The organism is Clostridium bornimense, from assembly GCF_018917145.1.
In the GTDB taxonomy this organism is placed as follows: Bacteria; Bacillota; Clostridia; order Clostridiales; family Clostridiaceae; genus Clostridium_AN; species Clostridium_AN bornimense_A.
Map to the genome: position 1 here is coordinate 57,907 of NZ_JAHLOD010000016.1, position 15,860 is coordinate 73,766.

Here is a 15,860-nt window from a genome sequence, read left to right on the forward strand (position 1 = left end):
TGAACTGTGAATTATAAATTGTAATCTATATTCTGTGTTCTGATTAAGCAAATCCTAAAAGTGATCCTACTTGGAATACTAATACAGATACTATCCATGCTACTGCGAATGTGTATACAGCGGCAAAGATTGTCCATTTCCAAGAGTTTGTTTCTCTCTTTATTGCTCCTAATGCAACTAAGCATGGTGTATATAATAATGACATAACCATGAATGACATAGCTGATAATGGTGTAAATACTCCTTGTATTGCTGATACTACGCCTGCGCCTTCTTCAACACCGGCATAGATTAATCCCATAGTTCCAACTACTGTTTCTTTTGCTAATATTCCTGTTAGAAGAGATATACCTGCTTGCCATGTTCCGAAACCTGCTGGTTTGAAAATTGGTGCTATAAATCCACCTATAATTCCAAGTAAAGAGTCTTCACTATTTGCTTCAACACCTACTGGTAAGTTTGATAATGCCCATAATACGATCATTACTGGTATTATGATAGTTCCAGCTTTCTTAGCGAAAGCTCCTGCTTTATCCCACATTAATAAAAATACATTTCTTATTGATGGTAATTTGTAACTAGGAAGTTCCATTACAAAGTAAGATGGTTCACCTTTAAATAAAGTTTTACTAAATATTTTACCCATTATAAGTGCTACTATTATTCCACCAGCATAAAGTGAAAATAAGATTAATGCTTGATGACTCTTAAAGAATGCACTTGTAAATAATGCATATATAGGTAATCTTGCTCCACAAGAGATAAATGGATTTATTAATATTGCTATCATTCTATCTTTTTTATTTTCTAGAGTTCTTGTAGCCATAATTCCTGGAACATTACATCCTACACTTACAATCATTGATACGAAAGTTTTACCGTGTAATCCTAATGCTTTCATTAACTTGTCCATAACATATGCTGCTCTAGCCATATAACCACTATCTTCTAGAATTCCAAGTAATAAATACATAATCATAATTAGTGGTAAGAAGCTAAGTACAGATCCTATTCCACCAAAAAGTCCGTCTCCAACAAATCCTTGTAACAAGTCTGGAGCTCCCATAGAAGCTAATGCATCTACTACCTTTTCACCTAATGTTCCTATAAGTCCATCAACCCAATCTTGAAGACCTGAACCAAAAGAGAATGTTATTTTATAAAGTAAGAACATAACTAATGCAAAGATAGGAATTCCTAAAAACTTATTAGTTACAACCTTATCTATTTTATCTGTAATAGTTTCTTTATGCTTTTCATTTCTTACTACAGATTTAGCTACTATATCTCCTATAACTGAATACCTTTCATTTACTATTGCCATTTCACCTTCGAAGCCAACTTCTTCTTCAATATCTTTATTGCATTTATCTAATTCATCTTTTAATGCCTTATTTTCATCTATGTTAAGTTGCTTCTTCATATAATCATCATTTTCTAATAATTTCAACGCTGCCCAATTAGATGGTATAGCTGATTTATTTTTTGATTTATCTATAATTCCTTTAATATCTTTTATACTATTATTTATAGTATCTCCATAATTAATATTTAAATTTGATTTCTTTATGTTATCACTTACGCTGACTTCTATTAACTTATCAATACCTTCCTTTTTCAATGCAATAGTAGGTATTACTGGTATACCTAATTCTTTAGAAAGTTCTTTTACATTAATTTGAATATCTTTATTTTTTGCTTCATCCATCATGTTTAAAGCTAGTACGACTTTTGTTCCCATTTCTAATAGTTGCATTGTTAAATATAAGTTTCTTTCAATATTACTAGCATCTACTACGTTTATTACTACATCTGGTTTTTCTTCAATTATATAATTCCTTGCTATAATTTCATCTTCTGAATATGCACCTAAACTATAAGTTCCTGGAAGATCTACAATTGTATATTCTTTATCATTATACTTTAGTATTCCTTCCTTTTTCTCTACTGTAACTCCCGGCCAATTTCCTACATGTTGCTTTGCTTTTGTTAAAATGTTAAATAGACTTGTTTTTCCACAGTTAGGGTTACCTGCTAATGCTATTGTCTTCATACCGTTCCTCCATTCTTAATCTTACAATGCTATCATTATATCTTTTGCTAAACTATTGTCTAAAGCAAATCTACTTTCATCAATAGCTACAATTAAACTTCTTCCATCGTTTTTAACTATCTTAATATGATTTCCTGATATGATTCCAAGTTCTGAAAGTCTCTTTGTTAATCCATCTTTCTTCGCTATTGCTTTTACTTGCACTATATTTCCCTCTTTTGCAGCAGTCATTGGCATTATCATAAAATCATCTCCTATTCTCCCATCACATTTTCAGCTTCACTCTTTCTAAGACTAAGCTTATATCCTCTTACTAAAATCTCTATAGGATCTCCGAAAGGTGCTTTCCCTGTAACTTGCAACCCAGTTCCAGGTGTTAATCCCATATCTAATAATCTTCTTCTTACTGCACTATCTTTACTAAGATTCTTAATCATCATCTTATCCCCAATATTTAGTTGATCTAAAGTCTTCATGTTTATCCCTCCATCTTTTTCAATACTTTATGTCCCTTTTCAGTAATCTTCCACTCTATTTTGTCATTCAACATCTTCGTATTACATCCACAAGAACACTTTTCACACATCGATGTATCACAAGAATCCTTTTCTATATATCCTGAACTTATAAGTTTATTTTTCATATCATCTACTAGAGCAGCTGGTAATCCCAATTCTTTTGATATGAAGTTCGTTGAGAAATTTCCTTTCTCCTGTATTAAACTTAGAATTCGTAATAACATATGATCATCTCTTTCCGTGAAATTTAAATATTAATGTAACCTTATGTAAATAGTCTACTACTTATTTTCAGTAATTGCAACTAATTATCAATTACATCTGAAATTTTATATCTTCTATTAATAATTCTTATTTTCTCAAATTTATTTTATTCCACTTTTCTATATGTTTTTTATATTGATTTTTATTTAGAAAAAAGCTATTATATTTGTGAACTAACACAATAGATAAAAACATTTATGGAGGTTATTATTATGATTAGAATTTGTCCATTTTGTTCAGATGTTGATATTGAAGAATTAAAGGAAATAGTTGGAGAAGAGAATGTAGATGAAGGTTGCATAGGTATGTGTGGTCAATCTCACGTTGCTTACTTCGATGATGAATTAATAGAAGCAATTAGTGAAGAATCTTTAATCGAAACTCTTAAAGAAAAACTTGAATTATAATTTATAAATTACAATGAGACTATCACAGTAACAAATGAAGATTTGTAGGCGAGAGTCTCTTTTTTATTTTTAACAATTCTATTTATTCATTGTAGAAAATATATTTTCACTATGATATAGTACCATAGAGGTGATTCTATGCTAAAAAATATTGAAGGTGCTATATTCGATATGGATGGTACATTAATCGATTCTATGTGGGTATGGCTTAAAGTTGATATAGATTTTTTAAAGAAAAGAAATATCCCTATGCCTAAAAACTTAAGATCTGAAATAGAACATTTAAGTTTTATAGACTGTGCAAAATATTTTAAGAAAACTTTTTCTCTTCCGGAAACTATCGAAGAGATTATGGAAGAATGGAATACTATGGCTTACACTGAATACGTAGAAAATGTACAAGTTAAAGAAGGTGTTCCTACATTTTTAAAAAATCTTAAGGATTCCGGAGTAAAGCTTGCATTAGCTACAAGTAACTGTAGACTTTTACTAGAAGTGATTCTAAAGAAATTTGAAATATACGATTTGTTTGATGCTATTGTTATAACTGACGAAGTAGGAAAACCAAAGTCCGAACCAGATATATTTTTAAAAGCTGCAGAACTTCTAAATGTACAACCTTCCAAATGCGTTGTATTTGAAGACATCTTACCAGCAGTAAAAAGTGCTAAAAAAGCTGGTATGAAAGTAGTAGCTATCTCTGACGATTCTTCTATTAAAGAAAGAGAAGAGATTAAATTAAATGCGGACAAGTTCATAAAAGAATACTCTGAACTTGAAGATATAATTTAATTTTTTTCATATTTACTATAAATCCATATATTCATAAAGCTATATGAAGGTACACCCTTCATTAGCTCCCTATAATGACTTTTATATTAGCTGTGATATAAGTAGAAGACATCGTCTAACTTATACCCTTCAACTTAACACTTAAAATCTCAGAAATTTCGCAGGAATTTCATCCATCACCGTGCACTGATATATACCTGTGCCTTGTGCCATCATACTTGTGCCCTGCATCTGTGCCCTGATAACTTTACCTCTTTATCCATATTTAATATTTAACACATCTGTGATTAGTTGTATACTATTCTTATATAATATATCATTTTAGGAAGTGTTCAAATTGAAAAAAGGATTTATCTATATTGGAATTACTACTTTTCTATTTAGTACTATGGAAATTGCCTTAAAAACAATTTCTGATAACTTTAATCCTGTACAACTTAACTTTAGTAGATTTTTGGTCGGAGGCATAATATTACTACCTTTTGCGCTGAAAGCATTAAAATCAAAAAATATTTCACTTACATCTAAAGATATAAAAACCTTTGCCCTACTTGGTCTTACATGTGTAGTAATAAGTATGACCTTTTATCAATTAGCTGTAATGAATACTAAAGCATCTGTCGTTGCTGTTTTATTTAGCTGCAACCCTATCTTTGTAATGATCTTCGCATACATCGTATTAAAAGAAAAAATTCACAAAAATAATATAATAGCATTAGTTTTAGAACTTATCGGAATTATACTAATAATCAATCCAATAAACACTAAGTTATCTATAACTGGCATAACCTTAACACTATTAGCTGCAATAACATTTGCAATTTACGGTGTTCTAGGGAAAAAATCTTGTGCTAAATTCGGTGGAATTGTTGTAACTTGTTTTAGTTTTATCCTAGGTGGATTAGAAATGTTAATTTTATCTCTATTAAGTCATTTAAATATTATCTCTAATGCTTTAAGAACCGTTAATCTTAATCAATTTGCTGATGTACCTATATTAAGTGGATACACTACTTATAGTCTTCCAACAGTTTTATATATCTTTATATGTGTAACTGGCATTGGCTATGCACTATATTTTAAAGCTATGGAGGTCACTTCTGCAAATACTACCTCTCTAGTATTTTTCTTTAAACCAATTTTATCACCTATACTTGCTTTAATTCTTTTAAAGGAACTTATCCCTATAAATATGATTTTGGGAATAATCTGTATACTTTCTGGTTCTCTAGCTTCTTTATTACCTAGCTTTATTGCTGAGCATCATAAAAAAGCAGCTGCTTTATAATTTTAATTTTTAAAAATATATATAAGTTTACAGGTAAGGTACTATATGAAGTTTACCCTTTCATATAGTACCTTACCTGTGCCTTTTAAATTGTACCCTGTATATTATTCCATAACAAAATGGACTATCTTTAAAATTCTTTACCCATACTCATTGATTTCCACTTCCATGTATCTCTACACATGTCTTCTATATTCAATGAAGCTTTCCAATTTAATTCCTTATTAGCCTTTGAAGGATCTGCATAACATATTGCTACGTCTCCAGCCCTTCTTCCTAATATTTTATAAGAAACTTTCTTACCTACAACTTCTGAAAATTGTTTTATCAATTGTAATACACTATATCCTCTACCAGTTCCTAAATTATATGTATTTATACCAGTTTCTTTTTCAACTACTTCTAACGCTTTTATATGTCCTTTTGCTAAATCAACTACATGTATATAATCTCTTACTCCTGTACCATCCATAGTGTTATAGTCATCTCCGAATACTGTAACTTCTTCTAACTCTCCAGCAGCGACCTTCATTATATATGGCATTATATTACTAGGAATTCCTTCACAATCTTCACCGATCAATCCACTTTCATGTGCTCCAACAGGATTGAAGTATCTTAAAACTACTACACTCCATTTCTCATCGGATTTACATATATCATTTAAAATTTCTTCTGCCATTAACTTTGTTCTACCATATGGATTAGTAACAGATAATTTATCCTCCTCTGTAACAGGCATTTTTTCAGCTACTCCATAAACAGTAGCTGATGAGCTAAATATAAGTTTTTTTACATTATATTTTTTCATTATCTTCAATAAGGCTAATAACCCACCTATATTATTGCAATAATATTTTAGTGGTTCTTCTACAGATTCTCCCACAGCCTTTAATGCGGCAAAATCTATAACTGCACTAATATCATTTTCTCTAAATATATCTTCTAACCTTTCTTCATCTAACAAATCAGCTTCATAAAACTTAACTGTCTTCCCTGTAATTTCTTCTATTCTATCCTTTATAATTATTTCACTATTGCAAAGGTTATCCAAAATAATTACATCATAACCACTTTCCATCAACTCCACTACAGTGTGACTCCCAATATATCCTATTCCTCCAGTAACTAAAATAGCCATCCTAATCCCCCATTTCATCTAAAGTAACTCAAATATTTCTTCCTATAATTAAATTTTTTATTTACTCCATCTTACGTTTTTGCAAAATACATAATATTCTATATTGTTAGTAAAATATTTTAGTCTTAATAACCCTAAGCACATTACTATAATTGCTGATATAAAAATACCCATTCCAAAATATCTTTCTCCTAAAATTGTCGTTTTTATTGTAAATAACATATTAGTGACTAAAAATATTCCATTTAAAACAAAGGCACCTTTTCTATCATCAAAATATAATAAAACATTTGTTATAACAAATATCATCATCATACAATAATATCCTAAAGCTAATATATTGAATTCATCTATCATCTGAGATGTAAATCCCATTCTCATAAAAATATTATCTCCAATAAAAATAGCTACAACTGTAATGATTAATTGAAACATCATAATATAAGTAATTTCTCTAAATAGTACTTCTTTCATTTCTTCTCTCGCTACTTCAATATCTTTATATGAAGCTCCATTATTTACGAAATGAAAATAAACTTTAAACTTATCAAAGAATGAAGTCTCAAACTTTACAACAAACATAATCATTGTTGGTAATGTACTTACTAACGCATAGAATGCTGGAACATCATAACTTGGACAATAAATAAATGTTTCTCCGACAACATAGTTCATATCAGAAACCATCCAAAATACAAAATTATGTATATATATTGCAAGTGTATAAAATGTATTTATTGCAAATAATAAATAATGTTTCTTAAACCATCCTAGAAATTCAAAATAGTTTTTATTATCTATCTTGAAATACTTTTGTATTTCATAATATAAAATCAATATTAATAATAATAATCCTACATCAAAAGATGCTATTAATATTATTAATGGATTTATATTTGTATAAGTTATCATTAAACTACTAATTATTGCTGTACATAAAAATCCAATAAAAAATGCTGCTGTGATAACTTTAAAATTTTCTAATGCTGTTACATATACACTTAATATTATTTCTATAATAAGTTCAATAAAAAGAATATATGCTAAAACTTTATATGTAATATCTAATGGCGACTTAAAATAAAAAAGTATTCCTATAATACTTCCTATGGAAACAATTATTAATATAGCTCCATATAAAGATGCTTTTATATCTTGATATTTTTTTTCATATAATTTATCTGATATATATCTAGAGATCACCATAGAATAACCACTTGTTAATATTAATAAAAAAATAAATGAATACATTATAGTTGCTTGTATTATATTTTGTCCTTCTATATTCACTTTTGCATTTTTCAATAAAATATTAAAAAATAATAAAGTAGCCATACAAATTACTGTAGGTCCTATAGTAACTGCTATTGAATATAAAATTGCTTTAGAATTATTAAATAATCCTTTTTTCCTATATAACTTTTTTAATTCAAATCCTATCCCTGCCATATTTAAATCCTTTCATATTGACAATACATATCTCTATAAGAACTTATCATCAATTCTTTTGTATATATATTTCTAACTCTTTCGTATCCGCTTTTACCCATATCATTTCTTAGTTCTTCATCAATAGCTAACTTTGTTATAGATTTTGCTATACCTTCATAGTCTGTAACAGCCTCTATAAATCCACATTGTCCATAATTATCCCCATAACCATAAAGCAATCCTCTACAATGACCTACATCTGTACATACTAATGGTTTTTTTGTTGCCATAGCTTCCATAACTGCTAGTGGTTGACCTTCACTTATACTTGTAAGTACTAGGACATCCATCTTATTGATATATTCTGATACCTTAACAGTCCCTGTAAAAATCACATCTTTTATATCTAAATCTTTCACTAAATTTAAACATTCTTTGTAATACTCTTCATCTTCATCTATAGGTCCCATTATATAGAACTTACTATTTTGAACAGTTCTTTTTACTATATTGAAACTAAGTAACATCGTTTTTATATCCTTTATAGGTACTATTCTCGCAATTGATCCTATATTAACAACTGAATTATCTTCTTTTGTAGGTAAACCTTCATAATCTTTTATTTCTACACCATTTGGTATTAACTTTATTTTTCCCTCATTGCAACCAAATTCAACTTGTAACTTTTTATTCTGCATAAATAATGATGTAACTACATCACTATATCCATATGCACATCTTGATAGGTTATTAAAATATCTTGTCCACATTTCTTTATGATATGGTTTTATCCATGTAGACTTTATTATTTCTTCTTCTCTTTCTCTAGTATAGATTCCATGCTCTGATAGAATCACTGGTGAATCATAAAGATATTTACCATATGCTGATATTACTCCTGCATAACCTGTACATATACTATGGTATACATCTGCTTTAGGAGGTTTTTTACTAAGTAAATAAAATAAAGTTAAATACATTGATCTTACATTCCATATAAACTCTGTAAATGGTGTATATTGATATTTCTCTTTATATGTTTTTTCTACAAAACTATAAAAGTTTTTGCTCATAAAGAATTCTCCAATTGATTTTATTTTTCCACTAGAGAAAAATTTAAATATATCCTTCCACTCTACATCATTTCCACTAAACAAATTTTGTAGTGCTTTTTCTTGATTTTTATCAATAGAATATTTTTTCCCTGTTTTGTACTTAACTAATTCTATTTCATCTAAAAAAACATCTACTATTTCCACAACATTTTCCGGAATATCATATTTATATTTTCCTTTTTTACTAGCTTCAACTGATATGCTATATATAATAAATTCATGTTCCGGATAACTTCTTATAATAGTATTAACCCAACTAGAAACACCACCTAATACATATGGATAGCTTCCCTCGGCAATTAAACATATCCTCATTTGTTCACCTCAAATATTAACTTACTTATTGATTTATTCACTTTAACCAAGTAAGTATTTTCATCTATTTTTGTTATATTACAATTTTCAACTTTCTTTACTTTCTTATCTGTTTTTAAAATAAACTCCATCTCACCTGTAAAATTATCACAATATATATTTATGTAATCATCACTTTTATCAAAATAAACATCTGTTTTAGAATTTCTTACAACCTTACTTGCTGCTTCTGAAGCAGTAGTTCCTTTAATCCACGGATATAAACTAGTAATATTACTTTGAAGATCATCAAAAGCTTTTTCTAGCTGACTCCACGTTCTACCGTCGCTTCTTTCATTGTCTAACACGTCATCTGGATGTATAAAGTGTGCTATATATCCATTAAGATTTACAATATTCATCATATCCCATTGAGATTCATCTATATCATATCCAGATGTTACTCTTGGTAAGTTAATAATATTATCCTCTGTGGCGTTTATTTCTTGTATATATGCATCACCATCAGTATCACCTGTATATAATGCACTTACTACTTTAAAATCAGAATTACCTTTTTTTAATGCTTTTAAGCCATCATCACTAACAATATTTGAAGGTGGTACATAGGCAGATATTTTATACTTATCTAATTCTTCTCTTGCATATTTCATAAGAATATCTATACCATCTACAATATCTTTTTCACTCTTCCAGTTAATATAATTTAAACTGTTATCTTTATGCTCAGTTAATATTAGCGGTTGATGATTAAATCCATGCAATCCTAGCTCTCCACCTGATTTTATTAACTCCCTAGTATAATATTTAAAATCATCTTTACTAAGATCTATTGGTGAATTTTCTAAATTCTCTACTTGATCTCTATATGTAGTAATAAATACTCCTGTATACTTAACATCATTTGCCTTCCCTATCTTAAGTATACTTGGCCACCATATTTCTTTATAAAACTTATCAATATTCATCTTATAATTGTCATATATTACATCGGCTGTTCCACTAGGAACTGGTGCTGGAAAATCATCTATATAATTTACCTTTGCATTTAATATAGGATATATATCTGTCTCATTAATCAAACTAATTATTCCAGCTATTAATCCTCTGCATCTCTTTTCTTCTAACATAGTTCCATTGAAATAAAATATTTTTCCTTTTCCATAATCATTACTCCATAATAATGGTTTATCTGAAACATCTGTTAAATATATCTTTGCAGTTTTTAAGAGTTCTACTTCATTAGATGTATTCTCGATATCATCTTTATAATTTAACTCCATACCTTTACTTTTGATCATTATATTTTCTAAGAATTTTATTCCCTTTGAATTAGTACTGATACCTATATTTTTAACACCAAACTTCTCTGAAACATTTTTAAATTCTTCACCTTCATAAAGAGCATTGGCGAAAAAAACTTTTCCTCCATTAGAAACATAGTTAAATAATTTATCAATTCTTCCCTTAGCTTTTAACTCTTCCTCTTTCTCAATTACATCAAATTCTTCATCACTAACGTTGCTATATTTATTTAATAAATCTTCATATTCAGTCATTTCATATATTTCATATAAATCTTCTACTACAAATATCACATTACTATAAGATGAATAATCCATATTATTAAATTGACTTATCCCAACTTCTTCATAACTTTTCTTCATATAATCTAATGTTTTTGTAACATTATTTTTTAGTTCTATTAATGAATCATTTATTTCTGTACCAACAATCAATATTTTTTCATTTTGAACATTTTTTAACAGTTCAGTGGATAACTTTTCCCCTTTTTCGTTAATATCTGATATATCTGCATTAGTTTGAGCTCTCATATAAAAATTGAATCTATCAAATTGAACAAATGTTGAAATAGCTAAAATCACTATAATCATAGCAACTATAAGTCGCCCCTTAAACTTCATTTATTTGTCCTCCTCTATTCCAAAATCTTAATATATTAATTCCTTCTCTGGACAGGGTAATAGAGGATTTCTTTAAATCACTTAACACTCTATAAAATTGATTTTTTTCATTAATTTCATAATAGTATTTGAGTTTCTTTAAATATGATTCTTCACAAATAAAGCTGCAAATAAATTCATCAATATAAAATTTCGCCTTATCCCATTGTTTTAATTCCATTAATACATCTATTAATTCTACATAATATTTTTTCTTTTTATCTCTAGCAATAAGTAATTGTAAAATCTCAGAATAAGTTTCTTTATATACTTTTATATAATGTTCATCTAACAACTTACTATTAAGATATTCTTTTAAACTATCCTTATATTTTATAAGGTTTTCCATATCTCCTTGATCTTGTTTATATATCTTACTGCACTCTTGTATATTTACATCTAACTTTTTCTTCATATCAACTATAGCTACTGATGCATAATGCGATGTTTCTATATCTTCATCTTTAAGAGCTACTTTTAATAAATCTACATTTTTTAAGTTGTCATTAGTTAATATATTCATCATTTGTTTTCTCTTTAATTTATTAGATCCACTTAACATAATATCTTCTAATGGTATAATTTCGCCATCTGATGAATTATCTAAATTAGTAAACATCATATTGCTAGTAAAATCCTCTAACTCATCCTGTTCTACTTTTACATCACTTTTTGTTTTACCTCTGACAATGCTAATAAACAAATCTATAACATAACCAGCTATAGGTAAACAAAATGCTATTAAAAAATAAAAATAATACTGTCTTTTCCCACTAAATAAAAAGCATATCAATGATATAACTAATGTAATTACTACATGTGTAAAAATCATATTATTTATACTCATATTTTTTTATCCCACCTTTTCAAGTTTCTTTTGTTTCTCTAATCCATAAACCTTTAACTCACTTAGATTTATAATTGCCGCATCTAAATCGTTCTTTCCTAATCTCTCAATAATAAGTGCCGCCTCTTCTTCTTTTGTATTAGTAACAAATATAAATAACTCTTCTTTATCATTAATTCCTATATAATCGATACTTCTAACAGAGTTTTTCACTTTAGTAAAATCATTATTTTCAACTTTTATTAATACATTCTCTTCTTTATTTCCTATATTATTTTTCTCTTCAATAACTCTTCTAAAATACTCCGGAGTTAATACTTCTGTACCTTTAATATATTTTTCATTTATTATAGCTTTTTCATATTTATAAGCTCTTGATAATGCTCCCGTTACTAATTTTGTTGTTATCTTAAATAATGTTTCATTATTTAATGTTAATTCTTCAAATTTTACATTAGATAAAGCAACAAATCCTATTACTTCTTCTTTAACTACTATTGGCATCATCATTGTTGGTATATTTTTATACATATCACTATTTATAAATAACTCTTTATTATTTAAAGCTTTTTCTAAATTACAATAATCGGATACTTTAATAGATTTTTTTATATTTTCATCTAATCCCTTAGATTTTGAAATTAATCTTAGATATTCTTTATCTTTTGGGAATATATAAATACTTACTTCATCATTTTTCATAACATCACTTACTACATTTACTGCTTCATCATATACTTCCTCTATATATAATGAATTTAATTTTTCACTTATCGCATATAACTTAGCAAAACTATCTTCTTTCATTGTAACTTGTTCTTCTATTTTCTTCTTTTCTTCTCTTATATCTTTATACATTGAATCTAAAAACTTAAATTTTTCATTACCTTTTTCTAATCTATTTTTAACTTCTTTAATATAAGCATTCTTCTTATCTACTACATAGCCTAAAGCTAATGCTACACATAAATACATAATAGCTGTTATGAAAGTTTTCTTATCATAAATTACTAAAACTAGACTTTTTCCACCTTCTACTGAAAGCAATACATTAGTTACTGTTGCAAAAACTGTTGATAGAACTGCTTGACCTATTCCATAAGTTATTGCCATTATCATAATATATATAATATTTAAATCTATATTTATATCTATTAAATGTTCTGCAAAAAACCTTGTTAGAAAATACATAGCTACACATAAAACTATATTTTCAATATATGGTTTTATAAAATTTGCAGCTGCTAAAATACTGCTTTTTTTCTTCTTTTCCTTATTTCCATGATAATATTTTTCATTATTTCTTATCCATCTATAAGTTTTGTTTATACCTTCATCAATGTTATATTTTAAATTCCAGCCTAACTCTTTTTTTGCCTTATCATTGCTATATAAATATCCTGATGAAATATTTAAAATAGAACTAGTATCTTTTTCTACAACTTTGCAAATAGCATCTACTAAGTCATCAATATAAATACAATCCTTATCAGCAAGTAATTCTTTAAATTTGTTCTTCACTATTGCTTCTTTATTAAGAGTAATATTCGAACTTAATATCTTATGAATAATTCCACTTTCATCATTTTTATTTTCTCTTGGTCCGTATATTGTAGATGTTCTCAATATAGATACATCCATAACAAACTTTTTGTCGTACATCTTACAATACTCTTCAGCTACTAATATATCTATATACTTTGTATTTAAAGGATCTACCTCTACTTCTTCATTTATTACTTCATCACATTTTTTGTATAGTTCTGTAGTAGACACATATACAAATTTCTTTACTCCATTTATACTAGAGTACTGAAGTGAATCTTTTAGTCCTTCTACCCCTTCATTTGTTACGTCTGGTAGGTATACTACCACATCAAATTTATTATCTTTATAAACATTCTCACAATTAGGATCCTTTGAATCTAGTTTATATAATTTATGTTTTACTTTTACATTGTTCTTCTTACCTTGAGATAAATTATCTATTATATATATGTCATATCCTTCTTTATATAATCTATCTGCAACATTTGAGCCAATAAACCCACATCCTCCAACAATTAATGCTTTCATCTTTTCCTCCTTAGTTTTTCTCTATATATTTATTCTTCAAAATTGTAATATCCATCTACTATATCTAAATAAACTCCATCAAAATTCATATCTAAAATTTTATCTATATATGAGTCTTTTTTACCAACAATGATATCTTGCCATTGTTTGTTCCAATACTTTACAATGTAATTGCCAGACCAATCATTATTTTCATACTCCAACCACTTAGGTTTATTAGATTTCCATTCCTCATTCCAATAGAACCTATAATCTTCACATTCACCTATACTCATATAACTTATAATTAATCTCTTTCCACCATTTTTCTTATGTTTCATACTATTAATTTCTTCCTTAGTGTATTTTTCTATATCACTATTGAAAAAAGCATCAATAATAACAACATCATAATTAGTTTCATTTATTTCATTTATAAAATCTTTCTTATCCTGATATTTTTCTGGATTTATAAGATATAAAAAGTTTTTAGCATCATCTAATGTTTCTATATCATTTGAATTTTCATTATATATACTCTCTGGAAACTTAGGTATATTATTTAAATTTCTTTCATCAGCAGCAAATGAAATATATCCATATTTCTCATTATCTTTATACGAATTCAACATCTTTTCCTTGTCATAACAATAATCTACTGCTAATACCTTCTTACCATTATCCCTAAATACATTTAGATTCTTTATCATTTCTTTTTTTATTTCTTTATCAGTTTCCTTATTATCTTCATCATAACCATAATTTACATCTTCTCTTCCTATTCCATCGATCCCTTTAAGATATTCCTCTCTCTCATCACTTTTACTTGGCAATATATCTTCAGCATTTTGTTGTATCACAATAAATTTATCATTCTTCTCTTTTGAATAATCACTTATTTTCTTAACAAATTCTCTCATACTATATCTATAATCAATATTTTCTATATTGCTCTTTTTATATTTATAATCATGGCTTATCCCTTTTCCACACCCGCTAATAACTATCAACGCAGCTGCTATACCTGCTATTATCTTTTTTTCCATATTAATGTCTCATTTCTATTTATTTGATATTATGATTTTATTCTACATTATTTTTAATTTTTTTACAATAGTTTTTGTATTGTTTTCAAATTTTTTCTAATTAATTATGTTATTTGCATTCTAAATTATATATTTTGCAATAGATATTTCCTATATATTCCATTTACTTTTGTGCTTATAATCCCTATTATTTATATGTATATAAAGAAAGGTTGTTTCATATGGATAATTCAGTACCATCATCAATTAAAGATATTCTAAAAACAAAAAATGTAAAATTTCATTCCATCGGAGGTCTAAATAATAGCAATTATAAATGTATTCACAATAATAAAAATTACTTTCTCCGTATAGCTGACTCTGCATATATTTATCCAGATGTCAAAGAAGAATTTAACATTTTAAATAAAGCTCAAAAAATATCCTTATCTCCCAATGTTATTTTTTTTGATTTTTCTAATAGAAATATGATTACAGAATGGATTAATGGCAGAATGCCTACAGAAAAGACGACTGGTAATATGTCAAGATAAAAAAACTTTAAAATTGGAAATTTTCTAGTTTGTCTTATTAAAAAAAGGGTAACTTTAATAAAGCTCATTCTGATTCCAAAATTTTACAGGG

Annotated in this window: 15 protein-coding genes; 4 read left to right on the forward strand and 11 right to left on the reverse strand. The window is 27.4% G+C overall.

Features of this window, described 5'->3' with window-relative positions:
• Window positions 1-43 precede the first annotated feature (43 nt).
• From feoB to KQI30_RS07675, 4 genes are read right to left on the reverse strand one after another with little or no spacing between them, the layout of a single operon-like run.
• Entirely contained in the window at window positions 44-2,053 is a 2,010-nt protein-coding gene (feoB, locus tag KQI30_RS07660) for a ferrous iron transport protein B (protein WP_216462715.1), read from the reverse strand.
• 21 nt (window positions 2,054-2,074) lie between these two features.
• Window positions 2,075-2,296 (reverse strand): FeoA family protein, encoded by a 222-nt coding sequence (locus KQI30_RS07665; protein WP_216462716.1) that lies wholly within the window; start codon window positions 2,294-2,296, stop codon window positions 2,075-2,077.
• Window positions 2,297-2,307: 11 nt separating this feature from the next.
• Window positions 2,308-2,529 (reverse strand): FeoA family protein, encoded by a 222-nt coding sequence (locus tag KQI30_RS07670; RefSeq protein ID WP_216462717.1) that lies wholly within the window; start codon window positions 2,527-2,529, stop codon window positions 2,308-2,310.
• A 2-nt stretch (window positions 2,530-2,531) separates the two neighbouring features.
• A complete protein-coding gene (locus KQI30_RS07675) occupies window positions 2,532-2,795 on the reverse strand; it encodes a FeoC-like transcriptional regulator (protein ID WP_216462718.1) in 264 nt (87 codons plus the stop codon).
• 252 nt (window positions 2,796-3,047) lie between these two features.
• On the opposite strand from KQI30_RS07675, the gene KQI30_RS07680 reads away from it, so the two are divergent.
• The 3 genes from KQI30_RS07680 (at window position 3,048) to KQI30_RS07690 (ending at window position 5,322) form a co-directional block, all read left to right on the forward strand.
• Window positions 3,048-3,242 carry a DUF1450 domain-containing protein gene (locus KQI30_RS07680; RefSeq protein ID WP_216462719.1) on the forward strand — a complete coding sequence of 65 codons (195 nt, stop codon included), beginning with the start codon at window positions 3,048-3,050 and terminating at the stop codon, window positions 3,240-3,242.
• A gap of 138 nt (window positions 3,243-3,380) precedes the next feature.
• The gene (locus KQI30_RS07685; protein WP_216462720.1) at window positions 3,381-4,034 is read left to right on the forward strand and encodes an HAD family hydrolase; all 654 of its coding nucleotides are present in this window, start codon (window positions 3,381-3,383) and stop codon (window positions 4,032-4,034) included.
• A 337-nt stretch (window positions 4,035-4,371) separates the two neighbouring features.
• Window positions 4,372-5,322, forward strand: coding sequence for a DMT family transporter (locus KQI30_RS07690; RefSeq protein WP_216462721.1), 951 nt, complete (start codon window positions 4,372-4,374; stop codon window positions 5,320-5,322).
• 130 nt (window positions 5,323-5,452) lie between these two features.
• Here KQI30_RS07690 and galE read toward each other — a convergent pair whose 3' ends face one another.
• From galE to KQI30_RS07725, 7 genes are read right to left on the reverse strand one after another with little or no spacing between them, the layout of a single operon-like run.
• A complete protein-coding gene (gene galE / locus KQI30_RS07695; RefSeq protein WP_216462722.1) occupies window positions 5,453-6,463 on the reverse strand; it encodes a UDP-glucose 4-epimerase GalE in 1,011 nt (336 codons plus the stop codon).
• A 57-nt stretch (window positions 6,464-6,520) separates the two neighbouring features.
• Window positions 6,521-7,912, reverse strand: coding sequence for an exopolysaccharide Pel transporter PelG (gene pelG / locus KQI30_RS07700; RefSeq protein ID WP_216462723.1), 1,392 nt, complete (start codon window positions 7,910-7,912; stop codon window positions 6,521-6,523).
• Between the two features lie 2 nt (window positions 7,913-7,914).
• Complete coding sequence (gene pelF / locus KQI30_RS07705; protein ID WP_216462724.1) at window positions 7,915-9,324, reverse strand: GT4 family glycosyltransferase PelF; 1,410 nt, start codon at window positions 9,322-9,324, stop codon at window positions 7,915-7,917.
• A complete protein-coding gene (locus KQI30_RS07710) occupies window positions 9,321-11,249 on the reverse strand; it encodes a DUF2194 domain-containing protein (protein WP_216462725.1) in 1,929 nt (642 codons plus the stop codon). Before KQI30_RS07710 ends, pelF begins: the two co-directional genes overlap by 4 nt.
• Window positions 11,239-12,135, reverse strand: coding sequence for a hypothetical protein (locus KQI30_RS07715; RefSeq protein WP_216462726.1), 897 nt, complete (start codon window positions 12,133-12,135; stop codon window positions 11,239-11,241). Before KQI30_RS07715 ends, KQI30_RS07710 begins: the two co-directional genes overlap by 11 nt.
• A gap of 6 nt (window positions 12,136-12,141) precedes the next feature.
• Complete coding sequence (locus tag KQI30_RS07720; protein WP_216462727.1) at window positions 12,142-14,211, reverse strand: NAD-dependent epimerase/dehydratase family protein; 2,070 nt, start codon at window positions 14,209-14,211, stop codon at window positions 12,142-12,144.
• A 29-nt stretch (window positions 14,212-14,240) separates the two neighbouring features.
• A complete protein-coding gene (locus tag KQI30_RS07725; protein WP_216462728.1) occupies window positions 14,241-15,236 on the reverse strand; it encodes an endo alpha-1,4 polygalactosaminidase in 996 nt (331 codons plus the stop codon).
• A gap of 221 nt (window positions 15,237-15,457) precedes the next feature.
• On the opposite strand from KQI30_RS07725, the gene KQI30_RS07730 reads away from it, so the two are divergent.
• On the forward strand, window positions 15,458-15,769 hold the full coding sequence (locus KQI30_RS07730; protein ID WP_216462729.1) for a hypothetical protein: 312 nt from the start codon (window positions 15,458-15,460) through the stop codon (window positions 15,767-15,769).
• The last annotated feature ends 91 nt before the right edge of the window (window positions 15,770-15,860 follow it).